Raw genomic sequence first — 17,120 nt, forward strand, 5'->3', positions numbered from 1 at the left:
CGCGCCCTTATCAGGCGCGCTCTGGCTCGAACCGCACTACGAACCCTTTCAGGTTTTGCTGGCGATTGATTACATCGCGTAGCCTTTCGGCCTCGGCACGGTCCACCAGCGGACCAACGAACACACGGTTTTTGCCTTCGGTAGAGCGTACGTAGGCGTTATAGCCCTGGCTGCGTAATGACTTTTGCAAGGTGTCGGCGCCTGCGCGGCTCGAAAGACTGGCCAATTGCACCGACCAGCTGACCGGCATGCCACCGGCATCAAGCTTGCTGGAGGCATCAGCCTTGGCTTGGGCTTGGGCTTGTGCCGTGGGGGCCGGGGCCGCGGTTTTAACCTGGTTAGCGGCTGGCGGCGCGGTAGGTGCGATCACCGTTGGAGCGGCCGAAATTGGCATGCTGGGAGCAGCGCCGTGGCTGGAAGCACGAGCGGTGATCGGCGGTGACGGCGGTGGCGCGTCTTGCACCACGGCAGGTGCTGGGGCTTCCGGTACGGCGGCAGGTTGTACCTTGACCTCTGGCACTACCGGGGCTGCGGGCGTGGCTGGGGCATTGACTCGTACTTCGCGAAGCTCATCGGGGCGGCTGAATAACATGGGTAGAAACACCACGGCCAACGCGATCAACACCAGGGCGCCGACCATGCGTTGTTTGAAAACATTATCCAGCAAAGCCATCCGCGGCTACCTCCAGGCCGTGCCGCTCAAGCCAGCACAGGGCCTCGGCGACACAAAAGAAAGATCCAAACACAAGTATCTCGTCGCCCTGCCCGGCCAGTTCGCACTGATGCTCCAGGGCAGCTTGGACACTGGCATGTGACGTTGCCACAGCGCCAAGGTTCGCCAAAGCTTCCTGCAATTGTTCACCACTTCGGCTACGGGGCGATGGCAGTGGAGTAACCGCCCATTCAGCGATGTTTGGCAGCATCGGCTCAAGCACCCCTGGGAGGTCTTTATCCGCCAGCAATCCAAATACGGCGCGCCGTTTGGCCGGGTGTGCCAACGCAGGCAACCGGCTGCTGAGGTACTCGGCCGCATGAGGATTATGGCCAACGTCCAGCAGCAACCGCACTGGCTTGCCACGCCATAACAGGTGCCGACGATCAAGCCTGCCAACAACCCGCGTATGCAGCAAAGCCTCGGCAATCACCCGTGGCTGCCAGGCCAGGCCCAGCAACGCGAAGGCTTGCACGGCCAAGGCGGCATTTTCCATGGGTAAGGCCAACAGCGGCAGACCTTCCAGCGCCAGGGGCTCGCCGCGAGCGCCCTGCCCGTGCCAGCTCCAGTGCGCCTGCCCCACATGCAGGCCAAAGGCCTGGCCGCGCACCAATAGCGGCGACCCTTTGCTTTTGGCAACATCAATCAGGGTGGCTGGCGGCTGCGTATCCCCACACAGCGCCATACGCCCAGGCCGCAGGATACCGGCCTTCTCGAAACCCACGGACTCCCTGGTGTCACCCAGCCAGTCGGCATGGTCGATGCCGATACTGGTGATCATCGCAAGGTCGGCATCGACCAGGTTAACGGTATCAAGACGCCCACCTAGCCCCACCTCCAGCACCAGGGCATCCAGCTGTGCGTTAGCGAACAACCAGAAGGCGGCCAGGGTGCCCATTTCGAAATAAGTGAGCGACACCTGCCCACGCGCCGCCTCTACCGCCTCGAAGGCTGCGCAAAGCTGCTCATCGCTGGCCTCCACGCCGTTAAGGGTAACGCGTTCGTTATAGCGCAGCAGGTGGGGCGAACTGTACACCCCGACCCGCAGCCCCTGTGCCGCCAGCAGGCCTGCCATGAAGGCGCAGGTAGAACCCTTGCCGTTGGTGCCTGTGACGGTAATCACCTTGGGCGCCAAGGTGCCCAACTGCAACCGCTCGAATACCTGGCGACAACGCTCCAAGCCCATATCAATGGCAACCGGATGCAGTTGCTCCAGGTACGCGAGCCATTCGCCCAGGTTGCGAGCTGTCATGGTGCTACGGGAGCTGGCGAAGGCACGGCCTCGGTAGCCGGCGCGGCAATGACTGCCTGCCCCGGAGTGGCCATGTTGGTCATTTGCGCCAACAACCGAGCGAGGCGGGGGCGCAGCTCCTGGCGGTGAACGATAAGGTCGATTGCACCGTGCTCCAGCAGGAACTCACTGCGCTGGAAGCCTTCGGGGAGTTTTTCGCGAACGGTTTGCTCGATAACCCGAGGACCGGCGAAGCCGATCAGTGCCTTGGGCTCGCCGACGATCACGTCACCGAGCATGGCCAGGCTGGCGGATACACCGCCATAGACCGGGTCTGTAAGCACGGAAATGAAAGGTATGCCTTCCTCGCGCAACCGAGCCAATACCGCGGAGGTTTTGGCCATTTGCATCAGCGAGATCAGCGCCTCTTGCATGCGCGCACCGCCGGACGCGGAGAAGCAGACCATGGGGCAACGATGTTCCAAGGCGTAATTGGCCGCCTGCACGAAGCGCTCGCCAACAATAGCGCCCATGGAGCCGCCCATGAAGCTGAATTCGAAGGCGCTGGCAACGATGGGCATACCCATCAAGGTGCCACTCATGGAAATGAGCGCGTCTTTCTCACCGGTCTGCTTCTGAGCAGCGGTCAAGCGATCCTTGTACTTCTTGCCGTCGCGAAACTTCAGCCGATCGACGGGCTCCAGGTCCACCCCGAGCTCTTCGCGCCCTTCTGGGTCGAGGAAGATATCCAGCCGGTTGCGCGCGCCGATGCGCATGTGGTGATTGCACTTGGGGCAAACGTCGAGGGTTTTTTCCAGTTCGGGGCGATACAGCACCGCCTCGCAATTCGGGCATTTGTGCCAAAGCCCCTCGGGCACCGAACTCTTCTTCACTTCGGAACGCATGATCGAAGGGATCAGTTTGTCTACCAACCAGTTGCTCATGCTTGTTTCTCCAGTAACTGGGCGAACCCTGCGGGGGCCATGCCGGGGGCCAAAGGGCCGCCGCGGTCGTTCAAACCTGGGGAGCGCGGGGCGCTTCACCCTCTTGAATACTGATGCGTGCCTGGGCGCGTTGTAAGCCGCCATTGCGCGCTGAAGACATTCGACGGTAACCAGTGGGCCGCCGTCACATTGCCAGGTGCTGGCGCATACTCAACGCCAGGAACGCACGGCCTTTACGAAACCCTCTACCCGACGGGCGTCCTTGCTGCCCTTGCTCAGTTCAACGCCACCGCTGACATCCACGCCATAGGGGCGTACCTGTTCGATGGCTTCGCTGACGTTCTCGGGGGTTAACCCACCGGCCAATATGATGGGCTTGCTCAACTGAGCCGGGATAAGATTCCAATCGAAAGCGACGCCGGTGCCGCCTGGCACGCCCTCGACGTAGGCGTCCAGCAACAAAGCCGCGGCGCCGGGGTACTGCTCACAAAGGGCGGTGATGTTATCCTCGGGCCGAACACGCAGCGCCTTGAGGTAGGGCCGGTTGTAGCCCTCGCACTGCTCGGGGGTTTCGTCCCCATGGAACTGGAGAACGTCCAGGCGCACGGCGTCCAGGGTTTCATTCACTTCACAGCGACTGGCGTTGACGAACAGCCCTACCACGGTAATGAACGGCGGGAGCGCCGTGATGATTTGCCGGGCTTGCTGAATGCTGACCGCCCGCGGACTCGGCTTGTAGAACACCAGGCCGATGGCGTCCGCGCCCGCGCGAGCAGCCGTCAGGGCATCATCAACTCGAGTAATACCGCAGATTTTGCTGCGAACAGCGGCCATAACGCGCCTACCTCATGGTATGGGGGAGTGGCGGGGATGGTACCAAATGCCCCGCGCCACGTCAGCCCGGAAGGCTGTCGAAGCCAGTAAGGAAATGTGGCCCTATGTAACGGCTGGGCAATTCGTAAGGCGCGGGGTACTCCACACTCACCAAGTACAGCCCGTAAGGGTGCGCCGTTACCCCGCCCTGACGCCGTTCCCGGCCAGCGAGCACCTGGGCTGCCCATTCCACGGGTTTGTCACCAGAACCGATCGCCATCAACACGCCCGCCAAGTTGCGCACCATATGGTGCAGGAAAGCGCTGGCGCGCACATCGATCACAATCATCTGGCCATGGCGGGTCACCCGCAAATGATGCAGCTGCTTGATCGGGGATTTGGCTTGGCACTGGCTGGCCCTGAAAGCGCTGAAGTCATGGGTGCCAACCAAGGGCGCCGCCGCCAGCGCCATGCGCTCCACAGCCAAAGGCCGATGATTCCAAGTGACCTCGTCAGCCAGGTGTGCCGGTCGAATCAGATCGTTATAGATCACATAGCGGTAGCGTCGGGCTACGGCTTTGAACCTGGCGTGAAAATCCGAGGGCATTGGCCGGGCCCAGGTGACGCTGATATCGCTGGGGAGTTCAGCATTGGTGCCCATGACCCAGGCCCGCTCCGGGCGTATGGCGCGGGTGTCGAAATGCACAACCTGGCCACAGGCATGTACCCCAGCATCGGTACGCCCGGCGCACAGCACCGACACAGGGCTGGCAGCCACCTTGCTCAGGGCTTTTTCCAAGGTTTCCTGAACGCTGCGCACGCCATCGATCTGGCGCTGCCAGCCTTTGTAACGCGAGCCTTTGTATTCAACCCCAAGGGCGATGCGCGTGTAGCCTTCGGCAGCCACTTCATCCGCTGCGCTTTGGTAAATGTCCACAGCCTAACAACCTACCTTCATGAAAACGACGACGGCAGCCTTGTGGCTGCCGTGCGGGAAAACCGAACAGATTCAGCTCAGGGCGGCCAGCATTTGCCGAGCCTCTTTTTGTTGATCAGTGCTGCCTTCTTTGATGACTTCATCGAGAATGTCGCGAGCGCCATCGGCGTCGGCCATCTCGATATAGGCCCGGGCCAGGTCCAGTTTGGTAGTGACTTCGTCGGAGTCAGCCAGGAAATCGAACTCGTCCAGACCTCCAGAGGCACCACTGTTCAGGCCGTTGGTCACCGACGACTCGCTCAAGCTGTGGGACAGTTGATCGAGCTGCAAATTGACGTCATTCACGTCGGCGGCAAAGCGTGCCTGATCTTCTTGCTGATCGTCGGATAGGGACAAGTCAAAGTCGTCCAAATGGTCATGGTCGCTGGGTACCACAACGTCATCTGGTGCATCGGCCGGGCCACTTTCAGGGTTCAAGGGCTCCAGATCGTCCAAGTCATCCATCGGCGAAGGCGTGGGTTCTACCGGGGCAAGTTCTGGCTCAGGCTCGGCCGCGGCCTGCTCGGCGGTACGTTCGCGCAGCAATGCATCAAAATCAAGCTCATCTCGCGGCGCCGCGGCTTCAGGCTCAGCGACCAAAGGGGCGGCCTCTTCCGGACTAGAAGGCGCGGTTTCGATGCCGTCCAGGCTCAAGTCGAAGTCCGTATCGAACACATCACCCACTGGCTCAGGCGCATCGGCGTCATCCTGAAGCAAGTCCTTCACGTACTGGGCATCCAGTTCGGCGGCTACGGCGGCGGCGCTAAGCCCAGCGGCCAGCCCAGCCATGGCGGGGAAGCGTGTTTTAAGTTCATTGATGCGTGATTGGTCAGTGCCTTCGGCCATCAGCTTGCGCTCCTGAACGATAAAGCCATCGCGGTCGCCTTGATGACCGTAAGCTTCCATTAATTTAAAACGCAGATCGCTGCGCGCTGGTTGGGCCTCAACGGCCTTTTCCAGAAGCGCCGCGGCGCGGTTATAGCGGCCACGTTCCAGGTGCTCCTGGGCCTCTACCAGAGGATCGTCCGCTGCCGGGGCAACCACCAGAGAGGCCACCGAGGGCAGCTCGTCTTTGGGTGCAACCCGGTTGGGGCGCTCATAGATCGGAGTAATGGCGGCAGCGGCCGCAGCGGCCGATGCCGCAACCATGGCCGGGGATAAGCGCACGGACGGCGCTGAAGTGGCGATATTGTCGAAGCTGGTAGGCGGCAGGTCAAAATCTTCTGAACGAAACTCCTGCGCCTCTGCAAGCTCCTTTGCCATTCGATGATGCCTCTCTGACTCCTGCTGAGCCTTGCGGCGACGGGCCAAGAGTAGGCCACCGAGCAATAGGGCTACCAAGGCAAGGCCCGCTGCGGTGCCAAGCACCCATGGGTTGCTATCGCTTGCCTGGGCATCCGTATTTTGCGTAGCGTCAGGTGTAGCAGGTACTGCCGTAGGGTTGGCGGCAGTGGCCGGGGCGGCAGGGTCGGTACCGGGCACCGGCTCCGCTGAAGGCATTAGCTGGGCATTGATCGCCGCCTGGCCATCGACAGGGGCAGCACCATCAGCCGCCGAGGGTTGCGCCTGGCTCTGGTCATTTACACTCGGGGCAGCCGCGGCGCCTTCCAGCCGTGCGAGCTGGTCGCTCTTGAGTTGCAGCAGGCGCTGGGCTTTGTCCAATTGGCTTTGTAGGTCAGCGAGGCGGCTTTTCAGTTCGTCGTTTTCACGCCGTGCGCTGTCCAGGCCTTCCTGGGTCACTGCCAGCTTGTTGGTCAAGGCCTTGTTGTCACCAGCCAGGCCCCGCGCTTGCTCAGTGGCGGCGTCGCCTGATACCAGCTTGAGCTGGTCACCTTGCTGGGGCGCTGGTGCGTTACCGTTACGGCCACGCGCGGTAGCATCCAACTGCTGGGCCCTGGGGCCCAAACGTCGACCTTCACGCCAAGCTGCGTTCTGCCGTGCGACCTCCGCTATGGCCTGGCCCTGGGGCAGCGCAGCGGCCTCGTTCGGGTCGGGTATTCGTAATACCTGTCCGGCCCGAAGACGGTTGATGTTGCTGTCCTGGAAGGCATCAGGGTTCATCGCCTGAATGGCCAGCATGGTCTGCTGCACCGAGGCTTGCTCGCGCACCCGGGCGGCAATCTCCCATAGGGTATCGCGCGGCGTGGTGGTGTATTGCTTGGCGCTCTCAGCACTGGGGGCAGTGACCGCCGGTGTCGCGGCAGACGCGGCGGCTGCGGCATCAGCGGCTTGCGGCGAGAAACGCGAGGCGTCGACCAGCACGCTGTAATCACGCATCAAACGGCCGCTGGGGTAAATCACCTGCACCAGGAACTTGACCAAGGGCTCAGGCAAGGGCGCGGTGGAAGTCACCTGAATCACGCTGCGACCGCCGGGGTTGATCACCGGCGTGAAGCTCAACTGATTGAGGAACGCCTGGCGATCCAGGCCGGCGCGGGCGAACTCCTCAGGCGAGGCCAAGCCGGGGACAACCTCAGGGGCCGTGAGGGCAGCCACGTCACGCAGCTCGATCTCGGCTACAAGGGGCTGGTTGGCGGCGGATTTGAGGGTCAGCTCTCCCAGTTCCAAGGCTTGCGCCAGTCCGGATGACAGCGCCGTCGCAGCGGCTATCGCCAATGCCAGTTTGCGAACTTGAACCATGGCCAGATCCTTTTGTGCGTGCCGGACTTACATCGTAATCCGAAGAACTTTATACAAAGTATTCCCAAGTATCTTTTAGGAAAGGCGTTTTATCAACAATTCCGCTATTTGCACGGCATTGAGCGCTGCGCCTTTGCGTACATTGTCCAAGGTCAACCACAGATTGAGCTCGCAAGGATCGCTTACGCCCGCGCGCACCCGCCCAACATACAGCTCATCCTGACCTACCGCGTCCCCCACAGCCGTGGGATAGTCTTCCTTGCCGGTCCACTCTACGCCTGGAGCCTGCTCCAGCGCAGCGCCCACGGCGTGCAGGTCGACCGGGTGAGTACAGCGCAGGCTTACACTCAAGCTGTCGCCAAAGAACACAGGCGCCTGGATGCAGCTTACAGCCACGTTTAGTAAAGGCAGTTCAAGCAATTCGCGCAATTCGTTATGGGCACGTTTTTCCAGGCTCAAGTGGCCATCGTCATCCGGCGCGCCCACTTGGGCGAGCATATTGAACGCCACTTGGCGATCGAACACACGGGGCTCCAAAGGGCGTGCATTGAGTAGCTCAGTGGTTTGCCTGGCCAATTCGCGCACGGCTTCACGCCCGGCGGCCGACATGGACAAGCAGGCGGTAACGGTTACCTGTTGCAGGTCCAGAACGGGTTGCAAGGGCGCCAACACCAAGGCCAGGGCCGTGGCGATGCTTCCTGGATTGCCCACCGTGAACGGGGCTTTCAAGGGATTGAGGCGGCCAGCGTTCACCTCTGGTACCACTACCGGCGCACCCTGCCCTTGCGCCAGATCGATCACTGAGCAACCCGCCGCCTTGGCCTGGGCCACATAAACCTGGCTAACGGCTTCCCCGGCACAGAAGAACGCCAGCTTGACCTGGGCGAAGTCGAAACCGTCCACAGCCTTGACCCGCAGGTTCCGGCCTTTGAAGGGCACCGACTGGGCTACGGACGCCTGACTGGCCAGCACATGCAATTGGCCCAGCGGAAAACTGCGCTCCTCCAGGATTTGCACCAGGGTTTCGCCAACGGTACCGGTGGCGCCGATCACGGCGATGTCAAAGGTCACAGACATGGAGGTTCCTTAAGCGGTGTGGGCGGCGCCCGGGTGAAGGGCCAACCTTTGAAACGAAAACGCGGCTGGCCACGCCATCCCCGTTATTGGGGCAGCGCAACCAGCCGCGAAGGGCCGTGGCGGTATCAGCGCTCCAGCAGAATCCGCAGCATGCGCCGCAATGGCTCGGCCGCGCCCCAGAGTAGTTGATCGCCTACGGTGAACGCCCCCAGGTATTGAGAGCCCATGTTCAACTTGCGCAGGCGCCCTACGGGTACGTTAAGGGTGCCGGTGACCTGAGTGGGTGTGAGCTCGGCGATGCTGGCTTCACGGTGGTTAGGCACCAGCTTCACCCAAGGGTTGTGCTGGCTGATCATGCCCTCGATATCAGCGATGGGCACGTCTTTATTAAGCTTGATGGTCAGGGCCTGGCTATGGCAGCGCATGGCGCCCACTCGCACACAAATGCCATCTACTGGTACCGGGCTTTTGAAACGGCCGAGGATTTTGTTGGTTTCGGCCTGAGCTTTCCACTCTTCGCGGCTTTGACCATTAGGGAGCTCTTTGTCGATCCAGGGAATCAGGCTACCCGCGAGAGGTACGCCGAACTGCTCGGTCGGGAAGGCTTCGCCACGCATGGCGTCGGCAAGCTTGCGGTCGATATTTAGGATGGCGCTGGCCGGGTTGGCCAGGTCATCGGCCACGGCGGCATGGCTGGCGCCCATCTGACGGATCAGCTCACGCATGTTCTGCGCACCGGCGCCAGAGGCGGCCTGATAGGTCATGGCGCTCATCCACTCCACCAGGCCGGCTTCGAACAGGCCGCCCAGGCCCATAAGCATCAGGCTGACGGTGCAGTTGCCACCGATGAAGTTCTGGGTACCGGCATCGAGCTGCTGGTCGATCACCTTGCGGTTGACCGGGTCCAGTACAATGACCGCGTCATCTTGCATGCGCAGCGTGGAGGCAGCGTCGATCCAATAACCGCGCCAGCCGGCCTCACGCAGCTTTGGAAATACTTCGCCGGTGTAGTCGCCCCCCTGGCAGGTGAGGATGACGTCCAGGGTTTTCAGTTCCTCGATGCTGTAGGCATCCTTGAGCGTGGCAATGTCCTTGCCCACGGCTGGGCCTTGCCCGCCTACGTTCGAGGTTGTGAAAAACACCGGTTCGATCAGGTCGAAGTCCTGCTCTTCCAGCATCCGCTGCATGAGCACGGAACCGACCATACCGCGCCAACCGATCAGACCTACACGTTTCATCGCAACTACACCCTTGGGAAAAAGTGGGCCGCCGCCCTTGCAGATTGGGCGGCGGGCCCGAGAGATTACAGATTTCGCAGGGCCGCGACTACTGCGCTACCCATTTCCTGCGTGCTGACCTTGGTGCAGCCTGACGACCAGATATCACCGGTGCGCAGACCTTGATCAAGCACCTTGCCCACGGCCGTTTCAATGGCGCTGGCCGCTTCGGTTTGATTGAAGCTGTAACGCAACATCATGGACACCGACAAAATGGTCGCCAGTGGGTTGGCGATGCCCTGGCCAGCGATATCTGGCGCCGAACCATGGCAGGGTTCGTACATGCCTTTGTTGTTGGCGTCCAGCGAGGCCGATGGCAGCATGCCGATGGAGCCAGTAAGCATCGAAGCTTCGTCCGAGAGGATATCCCCGAACAGGTTATCGGTGACCACCACGTCGAACTGCTTGGGCGCCCGTACCAGCTGCATGGCGGCGTTGTCCACGTACATGTGGCTGAGTTCGACCTCAGGATAATCCTTCGCCACTTCCTCGACTACCTCCCGCCACAATTGGCTGGAAGCCAACACGTTGGCTTTATCCACTGAACACAGTTTTTTACCCCGCACCTGGGCCATTTCGAAGCCTACCCGGGCGATACGGCGGATCTCGCTTTCGCTGTAGGGCAAGGTGTCGTAGGCCTGGCGCTCGCCGTTATCGAGGGTACGGGTGCCACGGGGCGCGCCGAAGTAGATGCCCCCGGTCAATTCGCGAACGATCAGGATATCCAGCCCGGCGACGATCTCCGGCTTTAGCGACGAGGCCTCTGCCAGTTGTGGATACAGGATGGCCGGGCGCAGATTGGCGAACAGTCCCAACTGCGCTCGGATCTTCAGCAGGCCGCGCTCAGGGCGGATGTCGCGCTCGATCTTGTCCCACTTCGACCCGCCCACGGCGCCCAAAAGCACCGCATCAGCGGCCCGTGCCCGCGCCAGGGTTTCATCGGCCAGCGGCACGCCATGCCGATCGATCGCCGCCCCCCCAATCACATCCTCGGCCATGGTAAGGCCCAGTGCGAACTTCTCGTTGGCCAGGTTCAGGACCTTCACCGCCTCGGCCATGATTTCCGGGCCAATGCCGTCACCAGGGAGAATCAGGATCTGCTTGCTCATGCGTTCCTCTTTCGAATCGAAACGGCACCCTTATGCCTTGGGTGCCGATGAAGGTGGGGCAGTGGGTCAGCGAAACAGCCAGGGCTGCGCCGATTGATGGCGAGCCTCGAACGTACGAATGGCCTCGGCGTCTTGCAGGGTCAGGCCGATGTCGTCCAGCCCGTGCAACAGGCAGTGTTTGCGAAATTCATCGATCTCAAAGCGGTAAGCCTGGCCATCGGGGCGGGTAACGGTTTGGGCCTGCAGATCGACAGCCAACTGGTAACCCGGCTCGGCTTCGATCTGCTGAAACAACGCGTCTACATCGCTGGCGCTGAGGATGATCGGCAGCAGGCCATTCTTGAAGCTGTTGTTAAAAAAGATATCGGCAAAACTGGGTGCTATCACACAGCGGAAGCCGTATTCGTCCAGTGCCCAGGGCGCGTGCTCGCGGCTAGAGCCGCAGCCGAAGTTTTCCCGGGCCAGCAGTACACTGGCGCCTTGGTATCGCGGCTGGTTCAACACGAAGTCCATGTTCAAGGGTCGCTTGGAGTTGTCCTGGTAAGGTTGGCCTACATCCAGGTAACGCCATTCATCGAACAGGTTGGGCCCAAAGCCGGTGCGCTTGATGGACTTCAAGAATTGCTTGGGGATGATTTGGTCGGTATCGACGTTGGCGCGGTCCAATGGCACGGCCAGCCCGGTATGTTGAGTGAAGGCTTTCATGCTGCGCGCTCCTGGGACAATTCACGAACGTCTACGAAATGACCCACCACCGCCGCCGCCGCTGCCATGGCGGGGCTGACCAAGTGGGTACGCCCCCCTGCCCCTTGCCGGCCCTCGAAGTTGCGGTTGGAAGTCGACGCGCAATGTTCGCCAGATTCAAGGCGGTCCGGGTTCATCGCCAGGCACATGGAACAGCCTGGCTCACGCCACTCGAACCCTGCTTCGATAAAAATCTGGTCCAGGCCTTCCTGCTCGGCCTGGGCTTTGACCAGCCCCGAACCGGGCACCACGATGGCCTGCTTGACCGAAGCCGCTACCTTCCGGCCCTTGGCTACCACCGCGGCGGCACGCAGGTCTTCGATCCGCGAGTTGGTACATGAACCAATGAAAATGCGGTCCAGGCGGATGTCCGTAATAGGCTGGTTGGCCCGCAGCCCCATGTACTTGAGCGCACGCTCGATGGAACCGCGCTTGACCAGGTCGGCTTCGGCGGCCGGGTCTGGCACGGTTTGGTCCACGGCCAGGACCATCTCCGGAGATGTACCCCAGCTCACCTGCGGCTTGATTTGGGCGGCATCCAGGCGAACCACGGTATCGAAGTGAGCGTCATCGTCGGACTTGAGCCCGTTCCAGGCTTCAACGGCCTGGTCCCACTGCTCGACAGTGGGCGCGAAAGGACGGCCTTTCACGTACTCGATGGTTTTTTCATCGCAAGCCACCAGCCCGACACGCGCGCCAGCCTCGATGGACATGTTGCAAATGGTCATGCGGCCTTCCACGGACAGCTCACGGATGGCGCTGCCAGCGAACTCGATGGCGTGGCCGTTCCCGCCAGCGGTGCCGATCTTGCCGATCACAGCCAGCACGATGTCCTTTGCAGTTACGCCAAAAGGCAAGGCGCCTTCGACCAGTACCTGCATGTTTTTCATTTTCTTGGCCACCAGGCATTGCGTCGCCAGCACATGTTCCACCTCGGAGGTGCCTATGCCATGGGCCAACGCGCCAAACGCGCCATGGGTGGACGTATGTGAATCTCCGCACACCACGGTCATTCCTGGCAGGGTAGCGCCCTGCTCCGGGCCGATCACATGCACGATGCCTTGGCGAGGGTCGTTCATCTTGAATTCAGTGATGCCGTATTCATCGCAATTGTCGTCCAGGGTCTGCACCTGCAAACGCGACACCTGATCTTCGATGGCGCCAATCCCGCCCTTGCGCTCCGCGGTGGTGGGCACGTTGTGATCCGGGGTAGCGACAATGCTGTCTACTCGCCAAGGCGTGCGCCCGGCCAGGCGTAGCCCTTCGAAAGCCTGGGGCGAGGTCACTTCGTGAACGATATGGCGATCAATATAGATCAACGCCGAGCCGTCGTCCCGTTGCTTGACCAAATGTGAATCCCAGAGCTTGTCATACAGGGTTTTGCCGGCCATTGGTTACATCCTCGTCAGGCGTGACTGTGGCGAAGGCCAGGCAGTGTTGCGTCACCGCTCGAATAAAAAGCCTACGCTTGTTAGGGAAATGCTAAAAGGTTAGAGTGAATAACTCAAATTCATAATTTTCATATTCTGGATAACCATAGGGAATACAGCGCCATGGACTTGGCAAACCTTAGCGCTTTCATCAACGTTGCTGAAACTGGAAGCTTTTCCAACGCTGGGGAGCGGCTTCATCTGACTCAGCCCGCTATCAGCAAGCGCATTGCCGGCCTGGAGGCCCAACTCGATACCCGCTTGTTCGATCGCTTGGGCCGAGAGGTTAGCTTGACCGAGGCCGGCCGTGCACTCTTGCCGCGGGCTTATCAGATACTAAATGTGTTGGACGACACCCGGCGTGCGTTGAACAACCTCAATGGGGAGGTTTCAGGCAGGTTGACCTTGGCCACCAGCCACCATATTGGCCTACACCGCCTGCCTCCCGTGCTGCGCGAGTTCACCCGCCGCTACCCGCAGGTAGCATTGGACATTCAGTTTCTAGACTCGGAAGTCGCCTACGACGAGATTCTGCACGGCCGAGCGGAACTGGCGGTCATCACCCTGGCCCCGGAACCCTATGGCCCGACCAAAGCAGTGCGGATCTGGGATGACCCACTGGACTTGGTGGTCGCGCCCGAGCATGCCCTGGCTCAGCAGGCGCGAATTTCGCTGGAAGACATCGCCGATCGCCCGGCGGTTTTCCCTGGTGGAAATACTTTTACGCATCATATCGTCCGTCAACTGTTCCAGGCACGGGGGCTTACGCCTAATATCGCCATGAGTACCAATTACCTGGAGACCATCAAAATGATGGTTTCCATTGGGCTGGCGTGGAGCGTGCTCCCGCGGACCATGCTGGACGACCAGGTCACGCGTTTGTCGCTGCCGGGCGTACAATTAAGCCGCCAGCTAGGCTACATCGTGCATACCGACAGGACGCTATCCAACGCCGCTCGGGCCTTCATGGCCCTGCTCGAAACCCACGCCGTTGGTGCTTGACTCACAGGGGCGATTGCCCGAACAAGGAAGCCCGGCCCTATGCCCAAGAGCCTCAACCTACATGCCCGCCTGCCGCGTATTCAAGCAGTGGACCCCAGAGACGCGGAGGCCTCCTGGGAAAGCGCTTCACAACTGCTCGCGGCACTCAATGGCGCCCGCCTTGGCGCATGGTTCTGGGATATCGAACGCGGGCTGATCAACTGGTCTCGCGGTACCCAGGCCTTGTTCGGTTTCGACCCGCAGGTCAGGCTCCCCAGGGATATCGACTACCTGGACCTGCTTCCCGAAGAAGACCGTGCGCGTACCCTGCAGGCGTTCGAACTGGTATTGCGGGGCGAGCCGCTCGACCAAGCCATGCGCCATCGCATTCGCTGGCCAGACGGCAGCCTGCACTGGATTGAAATCAGCGGCAGCCTGATCCGCGGCAGGGACGGGCGCCCGCATATGGTAGGCGTGGCCCGAGACATCTCCAAGCTCAGGGAACGCGAAGCGGCGCTGATCGCCTCGGAAAAGCGCTTCGCTACGCTTTTTCACCTAAGCCCTAACGTAGTCATGCTCACCCGCCGCCTCGATGGGCAAATTTTCGAGGTGAACCAACACTTCGAGCGCTTGTTGGGCTGGCCTGTAGAGCAGGTTGCCGGCAAAACCACTGAAGAGTTGGGCCTGTGGGCGGATCCGTCCCAGCGCATTGCACTGATGCAGGCTACCTCGTCGAGCAATGAGCCGATTATTACCGAGGCGAGATTGCGCTCGGCCACAGGGGAGCTGCGCGAAGGCATTCTGTGTAGCCAGAACCTTGAACTCGACGGCCGGGCGTTGCTGCTAAGTACCTTTGTAGACACCAGCGAGCAGGCTCTACGTCAACAGCAGTTGCAAAACTCCGAAGAAAAGTTCGCCAAGCTGTTTCAGGCCAGCCCCTACCCCGTATGCGTGAGCGAACAGGCCAGCGGCCGCTTCATAGAGGTCAACCCTTCATTTTGTGACACCTTCGGCTGGAGGGCCGAAGAGCTCATTGGGCAAACCGCCAAGGCCTTGAATATCTGGCCAGATGATTATCAACGCGCAATGCTGGAGAGCGAACTTCAGCGTTACGGCCGGGTACGCCAGCGTGAACTAATGGGCCGGCGCAAAACCGGCGAAGCCCTGACGCTGGAAATTACCATTGAGCCTATTACCCTGGAACACAGCCCCTGCCTGCTGATGACCGCGCGCGACATCAGCCAGCTCAAGTTGGCCCAGGCGCAGGTACAGCACCTGGCGTATCACGACCCCCTGACCAACCTGCCCAACCGTGCGCTGCTGATGGACCGCATCAGCCAACAGGTGGCTTTGCTCAAGCGCAACAACCAGCGGGGGGCGCTGTTATTTCTGGATCTGGACCATTTCAAGCACATCAACGACTCGCTCGGCCATCCCGTGGGCGACACCGTGCTCAAGATCATCACGGCTCGCCTGGAGGCCAGCGTCAGCCTGGAGGACACGGTGGCACGCTTGGGCGGGGACGAATTCGTGATTCTCATAGGCGGCCTGGACGGCAGTCGCGCCGAAGTGACAGAGCGGGTACGACGGTTGGCCGATACCCTGCGCGACCTGCTCGCCGAGCCTATGTCTCTGGATGGTCACCGCCTGCGGGTGACGCCTAGCATTGGCATGGCATTGATTCCCGACCATGGCACTACACCGGCTGACCTGCTCAAGCGTGCGGACATCGCCCTGTACCGGGCCAAGGATTCGGGGCGCAATACCGCGCAGATGTTCCACCGAGCCATGCAAAAGGCAGCCAGCGAGCGCCTACGCCTGGAGAACGACCTGCGCCTGGCCTTTAGCCGAGGCGAGCTGCACCTGCATTTCCAGCCGCAAGTGGACGCACGGGACGATCGGATCGTCGGTGCCGAGGTGCTGTTACGCTGGTTGCATCCGGAGCTGGGGCAGCAGTCCCCTTCTCAGTTCATTCAGGTGCTTGAGGAAAGCGGGATGATTCTGGACGTGGGCAACTGGATTCTCGATGAAGCCTGCGGCGCCTGTGCGCGGCTGCTTCATGCCGGGCTGATCAACGCCAGTGAGTTCAGCCTATGCGTGAATATAAGCCCACGTCAGTTTCGGCAGACCGACTTCGTCGAGCGCATCGAACGCAGCCTGAGCGTCAACCAACTGCCGTGCAGCCTGCTGAAGCTTGAAATCACTGAAGGCATCGTCATCCAGAACCTTGAAGACACCATCAGTAAGATGCGCGCCTTGAAAAAAATGGGGGTGAGCTTCGCCATGGATGACTTCGGCACGGGTTACTCGTCGCTCACCTACCTTAAACGGCTGCCGGTGGACACTCTGAAAATCGACCAGTCCTTCGTACGCGACTGCACTTCGGACCCTAACGACGCTGAAATCATTCGCGCAATCGTGGCCATGGCGCGCAGCCTTGAGCTGACCGTGATCGCCGAAGGCGTGGAGCTGAGCGAACAACTGGAATTTCTCGACCGCCTGGGTTGCCACCTGTACCAGGGCTACTTATATAGCCGGCCAGTACCGCTGGATCAGTTCAAGGCGCTGCTGGTGGGATAGACCCGGTTCGCGAGCTTTGCTCGCTCCTATAAGGTAAGGCGGGCGCAGCTGCAAGCGCCCAATAAAAAAGGGCGCCCCACCAGGCGCCCTTTTTCACTTCTCGCGTTGAGCGATCATTGTTCCAGCACGGGCTGGGTGCCGCCGATCGGGATGCGTTTTGGCTTGGCCTCTTCCGGTACCAGGCGCAGCAGGTCAATGTTCAGCAGGCCGTTCTCAAGTTTCGCCGCCTTGACCTCGATATGGTCAGCCAGGCGGAACGACAGCTTGAAGGCACGCTGGGCAATGCCCTGGTGCAGGTAGGTCACGCTGGTAGTGTCAGCCTCGCGGTTTTTGCCGCCGGTGACAGTCAGCACGCCCTTCTCGACTTGCAGGTCGAGGTCCTGTTCTTGGAAGCCTGCGGCGGCTACGACGATACGGTAGTCGTTCTCGCCATGCTTTTCGACGTTGTAGGGTGGGTAGGAACTACCCGACTCATTACGTAACGCCGACTCGAACAGATCGTTGAAACGATCGAAGCCAACGGAGTGACGGAACAGTGGAGCCAAGGAAAATGCAGTGCTCATGACGATCTCCTGAGATTTCAGCGAGTAGTTGATTCCGCGACCC

The 17,120-nt window shown here is 60.9% G+C and carries 14 protein-coding genes; 2 read left to right on the forward strand and 12 right to left on the reverse strand.

Annotated elements, in window-relative coordinates; translation table 11 throughout:
* Nucleotides 1-10: 10 nt before the first annotated feature.
* The 11 genes from ACWKV4_RS11515 to leuC all read right to left on the reverse strand — a co-directional run bounded on the left by ACWKV4_RS11515 (nt 11) and on the right by leuC (nt 12,914).
* Entirely contained in the window at nt 11-673 is a 663-nt protein-coding gene (locus ACWKV4_RS11515; RefSeq protein WP_483832208.1) for an SPOR domain-containing protein, read from the reverse strand.
* Nucleotides 657-1,964 (reverse strand): bifunctional tetrahydrofolate synthase/dihydrofolate synthase, encoded by a 1,308-nt coding sequence (gene folC / locus ACWKV4_RS11520; RefSeq protein ID WP_483832209.1) that lies wholly within the window; start codon nt 1,962-1,964, stop codon nt 657-659. The genes ACWKV4_RS11515 and folC overlap by 17 nt, the downstream gene beginning before the upstream one ends.
* Nucleotides 1,961-2,887, reverse strand: a complete 927-nt coding sequence (accD, locus tag ACWKV4_RS11525; RefSeq protein ID WP_483832210.1) for an acetyl-CoA carboxylase, carboxyltransferase subunit beta — start codon at nt 2,885-2,887, stop codon at nt 1,961-1,963. Before accD ends, folC begins: the two co-directional genes overlap by 4 nt.
* Nucleotides 2,888-3,097: 210 nt before the next feature.
* A complete protein-coding gene (locus ACWKV4_RS11530) occupies nt 3,098-3,721 on the reverse strand; it encodes a phosphoribosylanthranilate isomerase (protein WP_483832211.1) in 624 nt (207 codons plus the stop codon).
* Between the two features lie 61 nt (nt 3,722-3,782).
* Complete coding sequence (gene truA, locus ACWKV4_RS11535; RefSeq protein WP_483832212.1) at nt 3,783-4,637, reverse strand: tRNA pseudouridine(38-40) synthase TruA; 855 nt, start codon at nt 4,635-4,637, stop codon at nt 3,783-3,785.
* A gap of 72 nt (nt 4,638-4,709) precedes the next feature.
* Nucleotides 4,710-7,316: a FimV/HubP family polar landmark protein gene (locus ACWKV4_RS11540; protein ID WP_483832213.1), complete on the reverse strand. Its 2,607-nt coding sequence runs from the start codon at nt 7,314-7,316 to the stop codon at nt 4,710-4,712.
* Between the two features lie 75 nt (nt 7,317-7,391).
* Nucleotides 7,392-8,393, reverse strand: coding sequence for an aspartate-semialdehyde dehydrogenase (locus tag ACWKV4_RS11545; protein ID WP_483832214.1), 1,002 nt, complete (start codon nt 8,391-8,393; stop codon nt 7,392-7,394).
* A 125-nt stretch (nt 8,394-8,518) separates the two neighbouring features.
* Nucleotides 8,519-9,631, reverse strand: coding sequence for an aspartate-semialdehyde dehydrogenase (gene asd / locus ACWKV4_RS11550; protein WP_483832215.1), 1,113 nt, complete (start codon nt 9,629-9,631; stop codon nt 8,519-8,521).
* A 65-nt stretch (nt 9,632-9,696) separates the two neighbouring features.
* Nucleotides 9,697-10,779: a 3-isopropylmalate dehydrogenase gene (gene leuB, locus ACWKV4_RS11555; RefSeq protein ID WP_483832216.1), complete on the reverse strand. Its 1,083-nt coding sequence runs from the start codon at nt 10,777-10,779 to the stop codon at nt 9,697-9,699.
* Nucleotides 10,780-10,845: 66 nt separating this feature from the next.
* Nucleotides 10,846-11,484, reverse strand: coding sequence for a 3-isopropylmalate dehydratase small subunit (leuD, locus tag ACWKV4_RS11560; protein WP_483832217.1), 639 nt, complete (start codon nt 11,482-11,484; stop codon nt 10,846-10,848).
* On the reverse strand, nt 11,481-12,914 hold the full coding sequence (gene leuC, locus ACWKV4_RS11565; protein WP_483832218.1) for a 3-isopropylmalate dehydratase large subunit: 1,434 nt from the start codon (nt 12,912-12,914) through the stop codon (nt 11,481-11,483). The genes leuD and leuC overlap by 4 nt, the downstream gene beginning before the upstream one ends.
* A gap of 162 nt (nt 12,915-13,076) precedes the next feature.
* On the opposite strand from leuC, the gene ACWKV4_RS11570 reads away from it, so the two are divergent.
* Nucleotides 13,077-13,955 (forward strand): LysR family transcriptional regulator, encoded by an 879-nt coding sequence (locus ACWKV4_RS11570; RefSeq protein WP_483832219.1) that lies wholly within the window; start codon nt 13,077-13,079, stop codon nt 13,953-13,955.
* Nucleotides 13,956-13,994: 39 nt separating this feature from the next.
* Entirely contained in the window at nt 13,995-16,514 is a 2,520-nt protein-coding gene (locus tag ACWKV4_RS11575) for a sensor domain-containing protein (RefSeq protein ID WP_483832220.1), read from the forward strand.
* A 113-nt stretch (nt 16,515-16,627) separates the two neighbouring features.
* On the opposite strand, the gene ACWKV4_RS11580 is transcribed toward ACWKV4_RS11575, so the two are convergent.
* On the reverse strand, nt 16,628-17,077 hold the full coding sequence (locus ACWKV4_RS11580) for an Hsp20 family protein (protein ID WP_483832221.1): 450 nt from the start codon (nt 17,075-17,077) through the stop codon (nt 16,628-16,630).
* Nucleotides 17,078-17,120 lie beyond the last annotated feature (43 nt).

This window comes from Pseudomonas artemisiae, assembly GCF_057128685.1.